Annotated in this window: 17 protein-coding genes; 8 read left to right on the forward strand and 9 right to left on the reverse strand. The window is 44.2% G+C overall.

The genetic code is table 11. The annotated features are described in order from the left end of the window. Positions 1-43 precede the first annotated feature (43 nt). The 3 genes from DH10bf12_RS02120 (at position 44) to DH10bf12_RS02130 (ending at position 3,088) form a co-directional block, all read left to right on the forward strand. The gene (locus DH10bf12_RS02120) at positions 44-1,783 is read left to right on the forward strand and encodes a carbon starvation CstA family protein (RefSeq protein WP_471736971.1); all 1,740 of its coding nucleotides are present in this window, start codon (positions 44-46) and stop codon (positions 1,781-1,783) included. Positions 1,784-1,885: 102 nt separating this feature from the next. Further along, complete coding sequence (locus tag DH10bf12_RS02125; protein ID WP_204729296.1) at positions 1,886-2,143, forward strand: cory-CC-star protein; 258 nt, start codon at positions 1,886-1,888, stop codon at positions 2,141-2,143. Positions 2,144-2,158: 15 nt separating this feature from the next. Next, positions 2,159-3,088 (forward strand): ArsA family ATPase, encoded by a 930-nt coding sequence (locus DH10bf12_RS02130; protein WP_471736972.1) that lies wholly within the window; start codon positions 2,159-2,161, stop codon positions 3,086-3,088. A 237-nt stretch (positions 3,089-3,325) separates the two neighbouring features. On the opposite strand, the gene DH10bf12_RS02135 is transcribed toward DH10bf12_RS02130, so the two are convergent. The 5 genes from DH10bf12_RS02135 to DH10bf12_RS02155 form a co-directional block, all read right to left on the reverse strand. Continuing rightward, complete coding sequence (locus DH10bf12_RS02135; protein ID WP_471736973.1) at positions 3,326-4,519, reverse strand: NRAMP family divalent metal transporter; 1,194 nt, start codon at positions 4,517-4,519, stop codon at positions 3,326-3,328. Positions 4,520-4,616: 97 nt separating this feature from the next. After that, entirely contained in the window at positions 4,617-5,375 is a 759-nt protein-coding gene (locus DH10bf12_RS02140; RefSeq protein ID WP_471736974.1) for a LamB/YcsF family protein, read from the reverse strand. Beyond that, positions 5,362-6,360, reverse strand: coding sequence for a 5-oxoprolinase subunit C family protein (locus DH10bf12_RS02145; protein ID WP_471736975.1), 999 nt, complete (start codon positions 6,358-6,360; stop codon positions 5,362-5,364). The genes DH10bf12_RS02140 and DH10bf12_RS02145 overlap by 14 nt, the downstream gene beginning before the upstream one ends. Continuing rightward, positions 6,357-7,049, reverse strand: coding sequence for a 5-oxoprolinase subunit PxpB (gene pxpB, locus DH10bf12_RS02150; RefSeq protein ID WP_471736976.1), 693 nt, complete (start codon positions 7,047-7,049; stop codon positions 6,357-6,359). The genes DH10bf12_RS02145 and pxpB overlap by 4 nt, the downstream gene beginning before the upstream one ends. A gap of 168 nt (positions 7,050-7,217) precedes the next feature. Continuing rightward, a complete protein-coding gene (locus DH10bf12_RS02155) occupies positions 7,218-7,769 on the reverse strand; it encodes a VanZ family protein (protein WP_471736977.1) in 552 nt (183 codons plus the stop codon). Between the two features lie 141 nt (positions 7,770-7,910). On the opposite strand from DH10bf12_RS02155, the gene DH10bf12_RS02160 reads away from it, so the two are divergent. Beyond that, positions 7,911-8,102, forward strand: a complete 192-nt coding sequence (locus DH10bf12_RS02160) for a hypothetical protein (protein WP_471736978.1) — start codon at positions 7,911-7,913, stop codon at positions 8,100-8,102. 327 nt (positions 8,103-8,429) lie between these two features. Here DH10bf12_RS02160 and DH10bf12_RS02165 read toward each other — a convergent pair whose 3' ends face one another. Further along, on the reverse strand, positions 8,430-8,633 hold the full coding sequence (locus tag DH10bf12_RS02165) for a hypothetical protein (protein WP_471736979.1): 204 nt from the start codon (positions 8,631-8,633) through the stop codon (positions 8,430-8,432). A 212-nt stretch (positions 8,634-8,845) separates the two neighbouring features. Between DH10bf12_RS02165 and pulA the strand changes: the two genes are divergently transcribed. After that, the gene (gene pulA / locus DH10bf12_RS02170) at positions 8,846-11,710 is read left to right on the forward strand and encodes a type I pullulanase (protein WP_471738173.1); all 2,865 of its coding nucleotides are present in this window, start codon (positions 8,846-8,848) and stop codon (positions 11,708-11,710) included. 208 nt (positions 11,711-11,918) lie between these two features. Next, positions 11,919-12,860: an L-lactate dehydrogenase gene (locus DH10bf12_RS02175; RefSeq protein ID WP_471736980.1), complete on the forward strand. Its 942-nt coding sequence runs from the start codon at positions 11,919-11,921 to the stop codon at positions 12,858-12,860. A 211-nt stretch (positions 12,861-13,071) separates the two neighbouring features. Here the strand turns inward: DH10bf12_RS02175 and DH10bf12_RS02180 are convergent, their stop codons facing one another. Next, positions 13,072-14,790 carry an ABC transporter ATP-binding protein gene (locus tag DH10bf12_RS02180; protein ID WP_471736981.1) on the reverse strand — a complete coding sequence of 573 codons (1,719 nt, stop codon included), beginning with the start codon at positions 14,788-14,790 and terminating at the stop codon, positions 13,072-13,074. Positions 14,791-15,129: 339 nt separating this feature from the next. Between DH10bf12_RS02180 and DH10bf12_RS02185 the strand changes: the two genes are divergently transcribed. After that, positions 15,130-16,587 (forward strand): alpha-amylase, encoded by a 1,458-nt coding sequence (locus DH10bf12_RS02185; protein ID WP_471736982.1) that lies wholly within the window; start codon positions 15,130-15,132, stop codon positions 16,585-16,587. 318 nt (positions 16,588-16,905) lie between these two features. On the opposite strand, the gene DH10bf12_RS02190 is transcribed toward DH10bf12_RS02185, so the two are convergent. Further along, positions 16,906-18,276 carry an aspartate kinase gene (locus DH10bf12_RS02190; protein ID WP_471736983.1) on the reverse strand — a complete coding sequence of 457 codons (1,371 nt, stop codon included), beginning with the start codon at positions 18,274-18,276 and terminating at the stop codon, positions 16,906-16,908. A gap of 265 nt (positions 18,277-18,541) precedes the next feature. Here DH10bf12_RS02190 and DH10bf12_RS02195 point away from each other — a divergent pair, with 265 nt between their 5' ends. Further along, positions 18,542-19,333, forward strand: a complete 792-nt coding sequence (locus DH10bf12_RS02195) for an NAD-dependent epimerase/dehydratase family protein (RefSeq protein ID WP_471736984.1) — start codon at positions 18,542-18,544, stop codon at positions 19,331-19,333. Positions 19,334-19,377: 44 nt separating this feature from the next. Here the strand turns inward: DH10bf12_RS02195 and DH10bf12_RS02200 are convergent, their stop codons facing one another. Then, the gene (locus DH10bf12_RS02200) at positions 19,378-20,577 is read right to left on the reverse strand and encodes a peptide ABC transporter permease (RefSeq protein ID WP_471736985.1); all 1,200 of its coding nucleotides are present in this window, start codon (positions 20,575-20,577) and stop codon (positions 19,378-19,380) included. Positions 20,578-20,592 lie beyond the last annotated feature (15 nt).

A 20,592-nucleotide genomic window follows, 5' to 3' on the forward strand; every position in this document is an offset into this window, starting at 1 on the left:
ATGTATCACAATGTCGAATTACATAACCAAGGGGGAAAACTGAATGAATGCAATTGCATTAGCAGCGATCGGGCTATTTGTATTTGTACTGGGCTACAGATTTTATTCGAAATTTGTTGCTGAGAACATTTACAGACTGGATCCGGATTACGTCACACCTGCACACCGTTATAAAGACGGCGTCGATTTTGTCCCGACAAATAAGTTTGTGCTGTGGGGACACCACTTTACCTCTGTAGCCGGTGCTGCACCCATTTTAGGACCGGCCATTGCTGTCTACTGGGGGTGGCTCCCGGCAGTACTCTGGGTCGTCTTTGGAACGGTTTTTGCTGCCGGCGTTCATGACTTTGGTACACTCGTTGTATCGGTCAGAAACAAAGGACAGTCAATGGGAACACTTGCAAATAAATTAGTCGGCCAGCGTGCAAAGATTTTGTTCTTATTTATCATTTTAATTCTTGTACTGATGGTTAACGCCGTATTTGCTTGGGTTATTGCTAACCTGTTTATCACATTTCCATCTAGTGTACTGCCTGTATTTATTCAAATTCCGCTTGCAGTCTGGATTGGGCATGCAGTGTACAAGCGCAATGCAAAAATGCTTGTCCCATCACTTGTGGCACTTGCGGTTATGTACCTTGTTGCCGTACTTGCAGCTGAATATCAGATTCTGCAGATCGACCTTGTCCGCTATATGGGCGGCGAAGAAGGTGCCGGAATCTTTGGACTTGGTGCGATTTCAAGTGCGTTCTTTATCTGGATTATCGTCCTGATGATTTATGTGTATATCGCGTCTACCCTTCCTGTATGGAAGCTTCTGCAGCCGCGTGATTTTATTAACTCACATCAGCTTGTGGTTGGTCTTGGTATTTTGTATCTGGGTCTGTTATTTACAAACCCTGAGATTACAGCACCGATTACGAACCCTGATGCAAATGATGTATCCTGGTTCCCACTTCTCTTTATCACCATTGCCTGCGGGGCAATTTCAGGATTCCACGGGCTTGTATCATCTGGTACTACCTCAAAACAGCTGAATAAAGAAACCGATGCACGCTTTGTCGGTTATGCGGGTGCTGTAGGTGAAGGTGTACTCGCTTTGATTTCGATCATTGCGGTCATCACGTTCTTTCCAAATGCTGATGCATTTAAAGAATCTTATAACAGTTTTGCAGCAGCAAGCGGCGGCGGCCTTGGTAACTTCGTCCAGGGTGCCGGTCAACTAGCAGGCGGTCTTGGCATCCCTGCTGAAGTCGCAGCGACGATCGTATCGATTATCGTCGTCAGCTTTGCGGCGACAACGCTTGATACGTCTGTCCGTCTGATGCGCTACATTATCTCTGAGCTTGGAACAGAATATAAGGTACCTGCCCTTGAAAAAACGCATGTTGCTACAACAATCGCAGTCGTATCAAGTGCTGCGCTCGTGTTAATTCCTGAAGGTCCAAACGGATTTGGTTCAGGCGGTTACCTGCTGTGGCCATTGTTTGGTACATCCAACCAGTTATTAGCCGGCATTAACCTTTTACTGATTTCCATCTGGCTGAAAAGACTCGGCAGAAATTATCTCATCACCCTGATTCCAATGGTTTTCCTAATGTTTATGACGCTTTATGCCATGATCAGTCAGGTATTTACCCAGTGGGCGTGGTGGAATGAGCAATCCAGCACACTGCTGTTTGTATTCGGGGCATTGATTCTTGGATTCGCACTATGGATTTGCTTGACAGCGATCTCTGCGCTGATGTCTAAAAACCAGATACCGGTTGATCCGAACGAATAAAATTGAAGAGGCTGAGACAAAAAATGTCTTAGCCTCTTCAATCATTATGCCGGGCATTACAAAGTGATTATAAGTTTGAAACCAAAAAGGAGGCGCTCACTCATGCTAGACCATATCAAAAAACTCATCGCCTACTATGAAGAAGTACTGAGCATGCCCCATCGTCAGGAAATCGCACGTGAACTGCGTAATGAGGATGACCTTTTTTTACTCATGCTCTACTCTGAAATGATCGGCATTCCTAATCCGGTCTATTATTACACGCTTGAACTGTATCCTCATATGATCGAAAAATTTCATGACTGGCATCTGCGGATGGGAATGGAGAAATCTCCGCTCTCCGGCATCCGCTGCTGCTGATAAAGGAGCCGTCGAATGGATATTTTAAAGAACAACATTTTATTTGTTGGTGGAAAAGGCGGCGTTGGCAAATCCACTTCTGCTGCAGCGATCGCATGGAAATCTGCAAAACAGGGTCATCGCACACTACTTGTTTCCACTGATCCTGCCCATAATGTCGGGGATATCTTTGACCGGAAAATCGGGGGTAAGAACACAGAGATTGCACCGAATTTGTTCGCACTTGAGATTGATCCTGAGATTGAAACGGCGAATTATATTAAAGGTGTAAAGGCGAACATCAAAGGTGTGGTGCATGCCGGTATGATGGAGGAGGTTCACAGACAGCTTGATACTGCTAAATCTTCTCCCGGTGCGGATGAGGCTGCCCTTTTTGATAAGCTGATCTCAATTGTGTTAGAGGAACGCGAGCAGTTTGATAAGATCGTTTTTGACACAGCGCCAACGGGACACACAATCCGCCTTTTAACGCTGCCTGAACTGATGGGCATCTGGATTGAAGGCCTGCTTGAAAAGCGCAGAAAAACAAATGAGAATTACGCTGCCCTTTTAAATGACGGGGAGCCTGTGGAAGATCCGATTTATGATGTGCTCAGAACGCGTCAGGACCGCTTTTCAAGAGCACGGGAGATCCTGCTTGATCCAAAGGAAACAGGCTTTATATTTGTGTTGAATCCTGAGCGCCTGCCGATTCTTGAAACAGAGAAAGCACTGCAGCTGCTTGATCAGTACGATCTGCATGTGAAGACATTGATTGTCAATAAAGTGCTGCCTGAAGATGTAGACGGCACCTTTATGCAGGAACGCAAGAAGCATGAGAAGCCGCACTTAGAGAAAGTGAAAGAGACATTTAAAAAGCAGCAACTGATCTATGTGCCGTTTTCATCACAGGATATTGTGAATAAGGATTTGCTGGAGTGGTTCAGCGGGCACCTTGACCAGTAGAAGTGTAGAAGCGAAGTGATCCGGAGTGGATTGCTACATCCTTGGCACGAATTAAGACAAGTTCCCGGGTGGATCGCGACAACTCCAGCGGTAATTGAGACAACCTCAGGCTGAAAAGGCGCAACTCCAGCAAAAATTGCTACATCTCTGCTAAGATGCCCTGCATGCATTCAGGAAACAGGCACTTTCAGCCACCAAAAAACAGGATGAACACTCATCCTGTTTTTTAATACTCATTTATGAAAATAACTCAGGCAGCTGATTAATCATCGTGTAACCGCCAAGGTAAGCCATTACAACGACGATCAGGATGCCAAATCCAGTTAACCACTTTGGATGGTTATAGTTCCCGACAATTTTCTTGTTATGTGCTGCGAGTAAAATCACACCAAGTGAGATTGGCAGAATCAGACCGTTCAGTGCCCCTGCAAGAATCAGCAGCCTTACAGGTTGTCCGATTGACGCGAAGATCAGCGTTGATACTCCGATAAAACCGACAATCAAAAACTTCTCGTATTTTGCGAAAACTGGACTGAACGTTTTGATGAACGATACAGATGTATAAGCTGCGCCAACCACGGAACTGATTGCAGCTGACCACATGACCACACCAAAAATTTTATAACCGATATTACCTGCTGCAAGCTGGAACACTGAGGCAGGCGGATTATCAGGATTAATCTCAAGTCCCTGTGCAACAACACCAAGTGTAGCCAGAAACAGGAAGATTCTAATAATTGAAGCAAACCCGATCGCAGAGACCGCACTCTTATTCACTTCAGGTATATTTTTCGTACCGCTTAAGCCAGCATCAAGCAGTCTGTGCCCACCTGCAAACGTAATATATCCGCCAACAGTACCACCGACCAGCGTTACGATTGCGAGAAAGTCTACTGTTTCAGGAATAAAAGAGCGCGTAATGGCTTCTCCAATAGGCGGCTGTGACTGGAACATGACAAACACAGTCAGTCCAATCATGAGGAAGCCAAGCACCTGGATAAAGCGGTCCATGACGCGTGCAGCTTCCCTGACAAGGAAGATTCCGACTGCAATGAGTCCGCTGAACAGAGCACCTATTTCAGGAGAAACACCAAAAAGCACATTAGTCCCAAGACCGGCTCCTCCGATATTCCCGATATTAAAGGCCAGTCCACCGAGAACAACGAGTACAGCCAGTACTACACCAAGACCGGGAAGCACTTCATTGGCGATTTCCTGAGCACGCTTACCCGATACTGTGATAATGCGCCAGATATTCATCTGAACACCTATATCAATAATAATTGAAATTAAAATAACAAACCCGAAGCTTGCTGCAAGCGTCTGGGTAAATGTTGTTGTCTGAGTTAAAAAGCCCGGTCCGACGGCGGATGTCGCCATCAGAAAAGCAGCACCGAGCAGGATACTGCGGTTTGATTCCGGTTTTTTCATCGCTGTTCATTCCTTTCCTGCTGTCTCAAAAAGCTCCTGATGCCTTTAGCCGGCATATATTTTATGCTGTCTAAAGGCATCATGGGCTTAAAACCTCTTATTTTAAGCTTTGTAAGCTGATGTTTTCTTCTATTAACTTCTGATTGATCTTCTCTGCAAATGCAAGCGCATGAGCACCGTCTCCATGAATACAGACCGTGTCTGCTTCAATGCTGATATCTTTTCCGTTTACGTCGCGTACAAGACCTTCTTTGACTATGCGCACCACCTGATGAACAGCCTGATCATCATTTTCGATGAGCGCATTACTTTGCGTTCTCGGCGTTAATGTACCGTCCGGCTGATACGTTCTGTCAGCAAACACCTCTGAAGCAGTTGTCAGACCGACATGCTTGCCTGCACGGATTAGTTCTCCTCCTGACAAGCCAAATAAAATCAGTTCAGGATCAAGATCATATACTGCTTTTGCAATCGCACCGGCAAGCTTGGCATCCTTTGCAGCTGCATTGTACAGTGCACCGTGCGGCTTTACATGCTGAAGCGTGCCTCCCTGTGCTTTAACAAAGCCGTAAAGCGCACCAATCTGATATAACGTGAGGTCGTATGCTTCCTCTTCAGATACGTTCAAATTGCGCCGCCCGAAGCCACTCAAATCCGGGAATCCCGGGTGTGCCCCAATCGATGTGCCATTTTCAAGTGCCAGCTCAACGGTTTTTCTCATCACAGAAGGATCACCGGCATGGTAGCCACAGGCAATATTCGCGGATGTAATAAATTTCAGTACTTCTGCATCATTACCCATTTGATAAGCACCAAAGCTTTCGCCCATGTCACAGTTCAGGTCAATCTTCACCATCTAATCCCTCCAGTTTCATAGTGATCATCCGTTTTAATTCCTGCCATTCTCTTTCACGTTTTTTAAATAGAACCTGCGCTTCCTGAATCGAAATTTCTTCAAAGCTGATTGATTCGCCAGGCTTTTTTTGGATCAAAGCAGGAAGGTCTACAGAAGCAATCTGCCCAATTTTCGGATAGCCGCCGAGTGTCTGCCTGTCTGCAAGCAGGATAATCGGCTGTCCGTCTGCAGGGACTTGTATTGTTCCGAAGGCGACGCCCTCTGAGAGCATATCTCCATTTAATCTGCACGCAAGATCCTCCCCATCCAGACGGAAGCCCATCCGGTCAGACTTCTTGGAAATTTTATAATCCTGACCCAAAAAGGATGTTCTGCTTTCCTCAGTGAAATCCTGATACTGTTTTCCGGGAATCACTCTCATGACTGAACGGCTGTAAACGTCGCTGGTGTAGGCACTTGATACAGACCAGTCAACCGGGTTATTTAATATACTTTCAAAAATTCTTTGTGTGCTAAGACTTCGTTCCCCAACTTCAATGACATCTTCTTTTTCAAGGCTGCGGCCTTCATACCCACCGATCTCAGCCCTGAGATAAGTGGATTTGCTGCCAAGCACCTCTGGCACGTTAAAGCCTCCGCCAACTGCGATTACGCCCCTGCAACCGACTTTAGAGAACTTCATATGTAATGTACTGCCTTTTTTCACTGCAACCGGTCGCCAAAGCGGTGCCGGCTTGTCATTAATGGTTGCAGAAAAATCCGCACCGCATATTGCAATCAGCTGATCTTCCTGAAACTCGATAGTCGGTCCTGTCAAAGTAATCTCAAGTACCGCTTCATCTTCCGGGTTTCCTACCAAATAGTTGGCTATGCGTAATGAGAATGTATCCATTACGCCTGAAATAATCATGCCGGATTCCTGATGCCCCCGGCGGCCATTATCCTGAATTGAAGACAGCAGCCCTGGTTCTACTACTTTCATCATGTCTGCCACTCCTCAAATTCATTTTCTGTAATTGCATAAAATTCAATTCTGTCTCCTGCCCGTAAAAGGAAGGATTCATCTCTTGTTAAGTCAAAAAGCTTTTCAGGCGTTCTTCCGATGATCTGCCATCCGCCGGGCGTTTCGATGGAATACACGCCGGTTTGTTTACCGGCAATGCCTACAGACCCTGCCGGAATGGCTGTTCTGGGATTATCTTTGCGGGGTGCTGCAATAGAAGCATCCAGTCCGCCGATATAAGGAAACCCAGGTGCAAAACCGAGCATATAAACGGTGTAATCACCATTTTGATGGCGTTTAATTACCTCATCAGGTGACATTCCGGCGTGCTGTGCCACTTCTTCAAGATCCGGTCCAAAATCACCGCCATAACAGACTGGAATCTTAACTGTCCGTTGCTTAAAGCTTCCACCCGTTTTCACGCCTGCCGCCTTTTCCTTCAGAAAAGATACAACGTGTGCATAAGGATCTTCTTTTTGAAGCAGCTGAGCCAGGTCATAATGAACTGTCAAGGAAGCATACCCGGGCACTGCTTCATATAACCAGTCCGGCTGCTCCTGTTGGATTTCATTTTTCAGACATTGGACTTCAGCCAGTACTTCGCTGCTTACTTCCTGTTTAAAATGAATCAATACCGCCTGATCACCGAGCGGGTGGTAAGTTACGTTCATCCAATTCCTCCTGTGCAATGGAAAATAACTGATGTCTATTTTAAATGTCGTATATTGTCTGAACATTCAACCCTTACGAAATAGATTATCGTAATGTGTGTTTTACTGCAAACCTTCTATTATTTATAGTGACTTGTTCACTATCATTTTAAATACAAAAAGAGATGCCTAAGCACCTCTTTTTGTATCACCCATTATTTTTATCATCACGCTTGTCAGCAGGTACATCAGAAAACCACCTGCTGTATTCATGATCAGATCATCAACGTTAAAGCCTCTCATCCATGCAATACCTAAGTAAGACAGGACAAGCTGAGTCGTTTCAATCAGCAGACTTGTGAAAAATAGAATCAGCAGTGCTTTGAAGAACCCTTTTCTAAACAGAGCCGCTAAGAAAAATCCGTAGGGCATAAACATGATAAAGTTATAGAGAGTTAAGCTTGCATTTTGAAAGAATGATTCACTTTGAAGGTTACGGTAAGTAGCCCATTCGTCTAAAAAATATAAAGGTTCGAGCTGAACTCTGAGTGGTGCATCCGGGTTAGGCGGAAAAGAAAGTGTCCCGAGTGTGACATGGACGACCGCTGTCACATAGATCCAAAATAAAATCAGCATGTATCTTTTTGAAGTTGATCGCTTTTTCTTGTTCAAGTCACGCGTTATTGCAAATAATCCGATGACTGCAGCTATGACAGCCGCCGGCAGCGCAATCGAAGTCATATATTTCCCTCTTTCTATTCGTCTAATCTTATCCTATTTGATTAACCCAAAAAAAGAAATCAAAACATTTTTCAGAAAATACGAAACTTTTTCCTTTTTTTAACGTCTAATACATATAAGTGTATTTTAGGAGGGAGATTGATGGTGCAGTTTGCAGGGAAATGGTCTGTATACATATTATTTCTTGCAGCAATATTGATTAGCATTGTACTTATTTTTGCTTTTTTATTTCGGGGAGATTTTATGGATCTTGTCATTGGGATTTTTCAATCTCCAGTAAGCGAGGATGACCAGGGGTTAGTGGATCTGGTGAAGTTTTATGTGTATGCCTGAACGACAGAAAAGCCCTTGATGCCCGTCACCTGACTGTGGTGAAGCGCATCAAGGGCTTTTTTCTTGTGTAATATGGGGATTCGGTCCATGCCTGCTGGTGATTCCCTTCAATTTAGAAAGTTATCCATCAGTTTGAATTTTAATCTCTCAAAATTGAAAATGATTGCTTCAATTTTGACTATGATTCATTCATTTGATTTAAATACGTGGTATTACCTTCAAACTGCGGAGGTATTCCATCATTCAGGTGCACAATTCAATCATTTCTGCATGCTATCCCTTCATCAATGTAAAATGCCATTTTCTCCACTAAAAAACCGGATCCCCTTATGATCCGGTTTCTCTCTCCTGCAGGTATTTCTCATACGCTTCTGCCACACGGTCTTTAGCCGGCTTCTCCTCAAGCGGTTTGGCCAGTTGAATCGTAAATAGAAGTGCAAAAGCAATGACGCCACCCACAATCGGTCCTGCGATCATAAAAATTATGGTAGCAACAAAAAGTCCTCCCAGAAAATATCCAACTACTCTCATGTAAAAACCTCCTATGAAAATACTCCCGTTTTCTGATCTTTCAGAACATATAGTCACAATTTGTTCACTAGTACAATAGATTCGTTTTGTGCAACTTTTGTGCAAACGCTTTCAATCAGACTATACTCACCTTATAATCCTAACCATACCAAACATTAGGAGGAATGTAAGTGAATCGCAAAAAGTTTCTTGCAGGATGGTTATCATTTTTAATGGTCATTTCTTTACTGCCGGTTGTGCAACCGTTTGCCTCAAATACTGCACAAGCAGAAAGTAATACATATTCAACATTAATTGTTCATTATGAGGAAGCCCCTGAATCAACTCAGGACTGGAACCTTTGGGTCTGGCCTGAAGGCGGCGATGGACAGGTTAACGAATTTACAGGCGAAGATGAGTTTGGAAAGATCGCAACTGTTGATCTTGAAGGTTCACATAATCGCATCGGCTTTATTGTAAGAACTGATACTTGGGAAAAAGACGGTGGTGACCGCTGGGCTGAGACTGAAGCAGGCGTTGCTGAGGTCTGGATCAAGTCCGGTGATGACACAGTCTACACTTCCCCGCCGGATGGTGAATACCGTGAGTTCCCTGAATTCAATGAAGTAGATGTCACGCTTCACTATTACCGTTTCGATGGAAACTATGAAGGCTGGAACCTATGGGCATGGCCTGGTGATGGCAATGGTGAGGAAATCCAGTTTACAGGTGAAGATGATTTTGGCGTGACTGCGAATTTTACCGTTTCAAGCGATGAGCTGTTCAATAAAGTCGGCTTTATCGTAAAGAAAACTGAAGGTGAAAACGCATGGGCTGACCAGGAGAACGGCGACCGCTTCATTACAAAAATCAATGAAGATGGCACCGCTGAAATCTGGATCGTTCAAAGTGATAAAGGTATTTACTATGATTCGAAATATATTGATTCTACACCGCGTATTGTCAGCGCAACAATTGATGAAGTAAACGAGATTACGTTGACGACTAATCTGCCGATCGATACTGCATCTGCAGATCCTGGCATTACGTTAAACGGACTGACGATTGCAGATATCCGTCCTTTTGAAGGGACAGATCCAGTGACAAACAAAGTGACGATTGAAACGGTGGAAGATATCGATCTTACACAGACTTACACGATCGAAACGGACTTTTTCGGCGATGCAACTGTTCAGGTTGGAAAAGTGGTTCGCTCTGAATCGTTTGATGAGATGTACTTTTACGATGGCGATGATTTAGGTAATACTTATTCGGAAGAACAGACTGATTTCCGTCTGTGGGCACCGACTGCAAGCGAAGCAAAGCTTGTTCTTTATGACACGTGGGATGCAACAGAAGGTGAAGAAATTGTCATGGATGCTGCAGAAAAAGGTACGTGGACAGCATCAGTTAAAGGCGACCTTCACAATCAGCTTTATACGTACAAAGTAAAGATTGGCGATGAATGGCGTGAAGCGGTTGACCCTTATGTACGCTCTACATCAGTTAATGGAGATAAAGGGGCAGTGCTTGATCTGGACCGCACGAACCCTGAAGACTGGGAGACATTCTCTAAAGGGGAAAGTCCTGAAGATGCAACGATTTATGAACTCCATGTTCGCGATCTGTCAATCCAGCCTGAGAGCGGCATTGAAAACAAAGGCAAATATCTTGGCGTGACTGAAAAAGGAACGACTGGTCCTGAAGGCTATGCAACCGGGCTTGATCACATTTTAAACCTTGGTGTGTCTCACGTTCAGTTCCTGCCAATCTATGATTACCGCACAGTGGATGAAACAAACCTGGATACACCTCAGTTCAACTGGGGATATGACCCGAAAAACTATAATACGCCGGAAGGTTCATATTCAACTGACCCCTATGATCCTGAAGTAAGAGTGACTGAACTGAAGGAAATGGTTCAGACGCTTCATGATGAGGACCTTGGCGTCATTATGGACGTTGTGTACAACCACATGTATGCAGTGAATGAATCGAATTTCCATCAGCTTGTGCCTGGCTACTATTTCCGCTATAACGAAGACGGCTCGCTTGCAAATGGGACCGGCGTTGGAAATGATACAGCCTCTGAACGTAAAATGATGCAGAAGTTTATCGTAGATTCTGTTTCATACTGGGCAGAAGAGTATGAAATGGATGGCTTCCGCTTTGATTTAATGGGCATTCATGACACAGATACAATGAATGAAGTGCGCGATGCACTTGATGAAATCGATCCTTCAATTATTGTGCTTGGAGAAGGATGGGATCTGAATACCCCGCTTGATGCTGAACTGAAAGCAAATCAGAAGAATGCTGAAGACATGGACCGCGTTGCACATTTTAATGACACAATGCGTGATGGCGCAAAAGGAAGCGTGTGGGAAGATACTGACCCGGGCTTTATCAATGGTAAACAGGGTATGGAAGACATCATGCGCCAAAGTGTAGCAGGCGGACTTGCCTATGACGACAGCTTTGCGACATACCGTGACCCTGATCAGGTCGTACAATACGTTGAAGCTCATGATAATCTGACACTGTGGGATAAGCTTGAGAAAACAAACCCTGATGCAACAATCGATGAAATGAAATCTATGCATAAGCTCGGTTCCTCAATCGTGCTGACGTCTCAGGGAATCTCATTTATCCATGCAGGACAGGAATTTATGCGCACAAAGGGTGGCGACCATAACAGCTACCAGTCACCTGACAGCGTGAACCAGATGGACTGGGAACGCCGTGCTGCATTTAACGATGAAGTGGAATACATGGCAGGCTTAATTGACCTTCGCCAGAACTATGATGCATTCCGACTAACAAATGCTCAGGCAATTAATGAGCGACTGACATTTGCTGCATCCCCTGCCAATACAATTGCTTATACGCTTCAGGAGAAAAAGAACCGTCACCTGTTTGTCGTGCATAACGCAAACAAAGATGCCGTTTCCGTTTCCCTGCCTGGTAAAGGTCCGTGGAAAGTACTTGTGAACAGTGAAGAAGCTGGAACTGAAGTATTGTCTGTGGAAAAAGGTAAGAGTGTTAAAGTGGATGGATTAAGCAGTATGGTATTACTGAAAGATGGAAAACTGAAGTAAGTATAAGACCCCTGATGCCTGATGAAGGATCAGGGGTTTTGTTTGTGAGTGCTTGTCTGGGGTATTTGTGGTTTAAGGATCAATATAAGGAGTTACAGCTTAACTTTTTTCTTTCACAAAAATATATTGTGAAACTATTCACAATATCATCTCTATCGCTTATAATGAAAACAGAACATCATTCTAATTGAAAAGGTGTGTTGAGAAAATGGTAAAAGGAAATCGCGTAGCATTAATTGGAACAGGCTTTGTTGGCTCAAGTTATGCTTTTGGACTGTTAAATCAGGGAGTAGCAGACGAACTGATTATGATCGACCTGAATGAAGAAAAAGCTAAAGGTGACGTACTCGACCTGAATCACGGGAAAGTCTTTGCACAGCAATCATTAAATATCTCATTTGGCACATACGCAGACTGTAAAGACGTTGATATCGTCGTGATTTGTGCCGGTGCGAACCAGAAGCCCGGGGAAACCAGGTTACAACTTGTAGAAAAGAACCTGAAGATTTTCCATTCTATCGTCACACAGGTAGTCGACAGCGGCTTTGACGGGATCTTCCTAGTAGCGACAAACCCTGTAGACGTCTTAACTTATGCGGTCTGGAAGTACAGCGGATTTCCAAAAGAGCGCGTGATTGGCTCCGGTACCATCCTAGATACAGCACGCTTCCGTTATCTGCTTGGAGAATATTTCAATGTCGCACCGCAAAACGTCCATGGTTATATCATCGGAGAACACGGTGACAGTGAGCTGCCAGTTTACAGCTCAGTTGATGTCGGTGGTGTAGCAGTGCTTGATATGATTAAAAAGCACCCTGAATACACGCAGGAAGATCTGGATGATATTTTCGTGAATGTACGTGATGCTGCCTATCAGATTATTAACAGTAAGGGTGCTACTTACTACGGCATTGCAATGGGTCTGGTACGGATTACAAGAGCGCTCCTCCATAACGAAAATAGCATTCTGACGGTTTCTGCACTGATGGAAGGTGAATACGGTGAGGAAGATGTGTATATCGGCGTTCCAGCTATTATCAATCGTAACGGTATACGCGAAGTCGTAGAGCTGAATTTAAGTGACAAGGAAAAAGAACAGTTCGCTCAAAGTGCAAATGTGCTGAGAGAGATTTTGAAGCCTCATTTTTAAGTGAAAAAACCAGCTGGTGCGCAGGCATCAGCTGGTTTTTTGTGGATATTTGTTATGTGGCGGAGTAGGTCAAATGACATGAAGTGGTGAACACTACGGGTTTTGCGTCGAACAATAGCATTTAAGTGGTGAACACTACCTGTTATCCGTCGAACACCAACCATTTCCCATCGAACATTCATTATTTCCCGCCGAACCAACAACCCCCTCATCACACCTGCTCATACTGAACCCGGTGCAGATTCGCAAAAATTCCGTCCTGCTTGAGCAATTCTGCGTGCGTACCGTCTTCCGCGATCCCCTCTTCTGTCACAACGACAACCCGGTCTGCTTTCCGGATCGTCGCAAGTCTATGCGCAATGACAAGCGTTGTACGTCCTTTCGCAAGCTCTTCAATCGCACCCTGAATCATCGCTTCTGTTTCTGTATCAAGCGCTGAAGTTGCTTCATCAAGAATTAAAATAGAAGGGTTCTTCAAGAACATTCTCGCAATCGCAATTCGCTGCTTCTGCCCGCCTGAAAGCTTCAATCCGCGCTCACCAATCTGCGTGTGATAGCCGAGCGGAAGTCCATCCACGACTGACTGCAGATTTGCTTTTTTCGCAGCCTCCATGATCTCTTCTTCTGTCGCATCAAGCTTTCCGTAAGCGATATTTTCACGCAGCGTTCCTGTGAAAAGGAAGACATCCTGTTGCACGATGCCGATCTGACTTCTGAGCGACTCCTTCGTCATATCACGAATATCCATCCCATCAATCTTGATCGCACCCTCTTTTACATCATAGAACCTTGGAATCAGTGAGCAGATCGTTGTTTTACCTGCACCGGACGGCCCGACGAACGCTACAGTTTCCCCGCGGTTCAGCTTGAGGGAAATATCGCTCAATACACCTTTTTGTTCATCATAGCTAAAGGATACACGGTCAAATTCAATCTCACCTTCTAAATGGTCAACCTCTTTTGCATCCGGACGGTCAGTGATGACAGGTGCCTGATCAAGTAAGTCTGTAAAACGTCTGAAACCGGTCATTCCTTTTGGATACATTTCAAGCAGCGCACTGATTTTATCAATCGGTTTAAAAAGAACATTAATGTATAAAACAAATGCAACAAGCTCTCCATAAGTCAGCTCGTTATTCAGGCTCAGATATGCCCCGAATACGAGTACAACGAGCACAATCAGGCGTGTCATGATATACATACCTGAAAGGCTGAACGCCATCACTTTGTAAGCGCCGACCTTTGACTGGCGGTAATGGCGGTTATCTGTCGTAAAGCGTTTAATTTCATGCTTTTCATTTGTAAATGACTGAACAACGCGCGCACCTGATACACTGTCTTCCACACGGGCATTTACTTCAGCAATATTGCCATACATCGCTTTCCACGCTGTATTCATTTTGATATTGGCATATGTAATCAGCCAGATCAGAAACGGTACAACAATAATCGCGATCAGCGCAAGCTTCACATTAATCGTCAGCATAATCCAGAACGCCCCGATAAATGTCATCACCGCAATAAATAAATCCTCAGGTCCATGGTGCGCCATTTCCCCGATATCAAACAGGTCGTTTGTGATCCGGCTCATAATATGACCGGTTTTTGTATTATCAAAGAATGAAAACGACTGTCGCTGCACGTGCTCAAACAGCTCCTGACGCATATCTGTCTCAATATTGATCCCGAGTTTATGACCCCAGTAGTTTACAACGTACTGAAGAGAGGTACTTGAGAGATAGAGAAACAGGAGCAGAAAGCTGACCAGGGTAATCGCCTGCCAGTTCCCTTCCGGCAGCAGGCTGTCAATAAACCATGACACCGCAAGCGGAAAGCCGAGCTCCAGAATCCCTACAACAACAGCACAGCTGAAATCAGCAATAAATAGCTTTTTATGTTGCTTATAGTAAGAAAAGAATCTTTTTAACATCATTCGTACTCCCTTGTGAAATATGTAACTTTTATTTTACAGCAACCAAAAAATAGTGCCACAACTATTTTCGATATACGAAATAAAATGGATTCAAAATTGTCTGATTACTTTATTTGCTCTATAATCACTCTATTAAGATTTTATTTTTAAATTTATAAAATTTAAACCCAGTTGTCCCTTGGAGTGAAGGACGAAGACTCCTGCGGCATAGAAGCGACAGCTGAGACCCCGGAGAGCGAAGCTTGAGGAGGCTCAGCGCGCGGCCGCGGAAAGCGAAGTCCTTCACGGAGAGGGACAGCGTTATTTAAAACGAACTATTAATAAGGAGGAATTCACGTGGAAAGAAATCACACAATGCTTCAATTCTTCGAGTGGCACGTCGCTGCAGACGGCGACCACTGGAAAAGACTAAAGGATGCCGCACCCGAACTGAAAGCCAGCGGAATTGACGCAGTCTGGATTCCTCCTGTTACAAAAGGTGAATCACCTGATGATAACGGCTATGGCGTATATGACCTGTACGACCTTGGAGAATTTGATCAAAAAGGTGACGTCAGAACGAAATACGGAACAAAAGACGAGCTACACGAAGCAATCCAGGCCTGCCATGAAAATGACATTCAGGTCTATGTGGATGTCGTCATGAATCATAAAGCAGGCGCAGATGAAAAAGAAACGTTTCAGGTCATTGAAGTAGACGCTGAAAACCGCCTTGAAGAAATCTCTGAACCATTTGAGATCGAGGGGTGGACGAAGTTTACTTTCCCTGGGCGTGACGGCAAATACTCCGACTTCCAGTGGAACTTTAATCACTTTAACGGCACAGACTTTGATGCCCGTGAAGAAAGAACTGGCTTTTTCAAAATCGTCGGTGAGGGAAAAGACTGGAATGATCAGGTGGATGATGAGTTTGGAAATTATGATTACCTGATGTTTGCAAACATTGATTACAATCATCCTGAAGTTCGCGACGAAATGATCAATTGGGGTAAATGGATGTCAGATACGCTGGATGCTGACGGCTACCGCCTTGATGCGATCAAACATATCAGTCATGAATTTATTGATGAGTTTATCAGACAGGTGAAAGAACATCGCGATGGTAACTTTTATATGGTCGGTGAATACTGGAACGAGGACATTGAAGCATGCGGCAACTTCCTTGAGGCCACTGATTATCAGCTTGATTTATTTGATGTCCAATTACATTATAAGCTGCACCGTATTTCTGAAGACGGCCGGGACGCTGACCTTTCAACTCTTTTTGAGGGAACACTTGTCGGTGAATACCCGATGAATGCTGTGACGTTTGTAGATAACCATGATTCGCAGCCTGGCGAGTCGCTTGAGTCATGGGTGCAGGACTGGTTCAAACAAAGTGCCTATGCACTTGTTCTGCTCCGTGCAGACGGTTACCCTTGCGTATTCTACGGGGATTACTTCGGAATTGACGGAGAAGATCCAATTGAGGACAAAAGTGAAGCAATCGATCCGCTGATTTATGCACGCTATCACTGTGCTTATGGTGAGCAGGACGATTATTTTGATCATCCTGCTACGATCGGCTGGGTCAGACGCGGCGTTGAGGAAATTGAGGGATCAGGCTGTGCCGTAGTTGTCACAGTTGGTGATGAAGGTGAAAAGAGAATGTTTGTCGGTGAACATCGTGCAGGTGAAGAGTGGACGGATTATACAAATTCGATTGATGAGCCTGTAGTAATTGATGATGAAGGGTATGGTACATTCCCTGTTCAAGCGGGCAGTGTTTCTGTTTGGGCCTTGCCGGCTGAATAATGAGATATAAATAAAAGCCGGAGACAGTGTGTCTCCGGCTTTTATTTATTATGGCTATTTTAGCGTGTGACACGGGTTGAAGGTGGGATATGGTTTTTCAATCAATCTGGTGGAAAAAGCGTCAATTTTGTAGATGATTGCTTCAATCCTGAAATGATTCATTCAATATGAGATTTAATTCCTTCATTTCACTTCAAAGCGATTTTTATCCTTCAATTCAGACCGTTATTCCCTCAACCTAAGATTATTCCCATCAGCGACGAACACTTTTGCATCAGCCGCTCCCTATCCTTTTCACCAACCATTGGTTCTACAACGCTATGCCTCCTGTCCAACCTCAGCCGGGAAATAAACATGGTACAGGCTGCGTACTGCTTTTTCAACGTCTGCTACATTCACACCAAACATCATGCTGACCTCACTTGATCCCTGGTTAATCATTTTGATATTGGCCCCTGCCTGAGCGAGTGCCTGCGTAGCTTTTGAAGCGATTCCAATTGTCTGGTTCATGCCTTCTCCGACGACCATAATCATCGCAAGATCACGCTCAACATAAAGATCCTCTACCTGGAGCTCTTCACGAATGCGATTTAGTACGCGTGCTTCCTGTCCGTTATAAAGCTGATGAGAACGTAGAATCACAGACATATTATCAATTCCTGATGGCGTATGCTCATAAGACACACCTTCATCCTCTAAAATGGCGAGCAGCTTGCGGCCAAAACCGAGCTCTCTGTTCATCAGGTATTTCGTCATGTTAATACTGCAGAACCCTTCATCACTGGCAATCCCAATGACCGGGTGCCCATCCAGTTCCCGGCTGGCTACGATTCTTGTTCCTTTTGCTTCAGGACGATTTGTATTTTTCACACAAACAGGGATTTTCTTATGAACGACCGGCTGCAGCGCTTCATCATGGAAAACCGAAAATCCCGAGTATGCTAGCTCCCGCATTTCACGGTACGTCAGTTCTTTTAATTCACGCGGCTGATCGACCATTTTCGGGCTGACACAGTAAATTGAATCTACATCAGTAAAATTTTCATATTCTGTGGCATCAAGTCCGGCCGCGATAATTGAACCTGTGATATCAGAGCCGCCACGCGGGAAAGTGACGATATTCCCTTCATAGGAGTATCCAAAGAATCCCGGTATCACCAGAACCCCCTCAATATCTTTCAATTTGGCAATCTCAGGATAAGATTCCGGCAGAATTTGTGCATTTCCCGGCTCATCCGTTACAATCATGCCTGCTCTTTTAGGCGAAATATAAGTCGCTTCTCTGCCAAGGGACTTTAAGTAAGTAGCCATCACTTTGGCGTTCAGGTCCTCCCCACTTGCTTTCAAACCATCAAGCAGACGGTCCTTTGACTGCCTGTACATTGAGATCACTTCATGAAGATGCCCTTCGACTTCTGTCATTAAAGATGAATCAAGCCCCAACTCATCGATAATATTCTGATACCTATTTAACACGGCCTGAAAAGATGATTCATCAAAGTCCCGTTCACCCACACTTTCAGCAAGACGGATGAGTAAGTCGGTTGTTTTTGTATCTCCTTCATGACGCTTACCAGGTGCTGAGACAATGACTGCTTTACGCTCAGGATCCGCTGCCAGGATAGAGGCGACTTTTTTATACTGAGTGGCACTTGCGACTGAACTGCCGCCAAACTTTACTACTTTCATGAAGGCAAAACTCCTTTTGTTTGTTTCATTTTCAAAACGTTTATATTCAGGTCAAAACACAAATGTTCTTTCCATAAAAACACTTGTATTTTCTAGAAAGATTTTAATGACAAGTATACAAGGTTCCCATGACTGTGTCACCCTTATTTGCTGAATATTTAAATTGATAACGCTTACAAATAATATTTTTTTGAAATTCGGGTTGTATTGCTTTAAAAAGGGAAAGGTACAAGCATGACTTGATACAGAAAGGCAGTGAAATAGAATGGGCAAAGTATTATTAACAGGCGCTTCAGGCGGACTTGGAACGGTTTTGGCTCATGCACTGAAAGATGAATTTGAACTGGTACTGACGAATCGTTCCACATCTGATGAACTTCCGGAGGAGCTGCCGTTTATTGAGGCGGATTTAAATGACTATGAGGCGATTGAAAGTATTTTTAAGGAACACGATATTGAAACTGTCCTGCACTTTGGCGGACTACCTGTGGAAAATGAATTTGAAGAGATTCTGGATGCTAATATACGCGGAACGTATCATATTTACGAAGCGGCAAGAGAGCATGGCGTGAAGAGAATTGTGTATGCGAGCAGTATTCATGCTGTAGGATTTCTGCCGGCGGAAGGTGCACCTTATGATACAACAACTGAAACACGTCCGGACACTTTCTACGGTTTGAGCAAAGTATATAATGAAGATCTCGGAAAGCTTTATCACGATAAGTTTGGCATGGAAGTTGTGAATCTGCGGATTTGTGGCTGTGTGGAGAAGCCTGATTCACGGGAGCATCTGATGATCTGGCTCAGTTATGCAGATCTGACCCAGCTTGTCCGCAAATCGATTACGGCTGATATTAACGAAGTTGTCACGATCTATGGCATTTCTAATAATAAACAGAGCTTTTTTACTGTAGATCCTGATAATCCACTTGGCTATGCGCCGGTTGATGACGCCAATGAATACATGGATGATTTACCAGATTCATTTGGGCATCCGGATGATTATAAATATGTGGGCGGACATGAATTTGTGAAGAAGGATGCTGCTGAGGACTAAAATAAAAAGGTGCCGGATCAGATCTGATCCGGCACCTTTTTTCATTAATTGGCTAACATCAGCCTGAGCTTTTTCCCATCTTCAATCATATTACCCCGAAAATCGCCGATCCCCGGTATATTGACAGTCTGCTTATTCACCAGCGGTTTTTCAGTTAAATTCAACTGTAGCTTATCTGCATGCAAAATGGACTGGGAGTAATGAGTAAGTGCCGGCTGATTGATCAGGTATTCCTGCTCCTGAATCTGCATCGTAACAAAATATTGATGTAGTAGCTGATGATCAACATTCACCATATTCATTGGATCAAAAAACACCGCTTTCATCGGACCTTCGATTGTCAGCTGATAACCGTCATAATCTGAAAAGGACTGGATCGTTTTCATTCTTGATTCCTGAACCATCCGGTAAATTCTCGATGCTTCCCCCTGCAATTTGTATTCACAATTTGCTTTAGCCCCATCACAAATACCAGCTTTTTCTTTTATACATTCATACAGCGTACACTCTTCATGAAAATATTGATGCTTCCACTCAGGATATAATTCATCAAGCAACAGACATAGCGCTAACCCGGAGCTATAGCAGCTTCTTCGTAAATGCAACTCCGCTTCCTCGTGCTGCAGCAGCTTTTCTTTATAACCGTTCTCTGCATCAGCCCCCTGTTGAAGAGATGCATATGCCTTCATTTCTGCGTACCAGGCAGGGCCTTCAATCGTTTCAATCAGGTTTTCATAATGAAGAGAGTCGCCGAGCAGTTCTCTTCTTTGCTCTCTCAACACGATAAAAGCCTTTAACTGCAACAGCCTCTCAGCATCAGAGGAGGCATCAATCGCTGCACGTAAAACGGTCCGCTCTTCCAGCCGAAGACTGATGTTCTCTTCAAGAAGCGGATATTGAACACCCAGCAATTCATCAGGAAATCTTTTTTCATCCATTAACGTCTGATAACCGTGAAACAGTTCATGCATTAAAATCGCATAAGTTCCTTCAAACGAACCTGGTTTCTCAACATTGACGATTGCAGTCGGCACATCCTCAAATAAAATCAATGTGTTTCCGACAAATCGCTTATCCCACTCAAAAACAAGCGGTTCATCCTCACCCTGACAAATCGGATGATTGAATACATACACGTACTCTCGATTATACAGCGCATAAGCAGTCATCCTGAAGCCTGGCCATATTTGATCAAGGTCTGCTGATTCCAGCTTTTCTTTGAGCTTTCTTGTAAAAGAAATCATCTGGTCACCTCCGTT

Source organism: Jeotgalibacillus sp. 10bf12 (genome assembly GCF_055597105.1).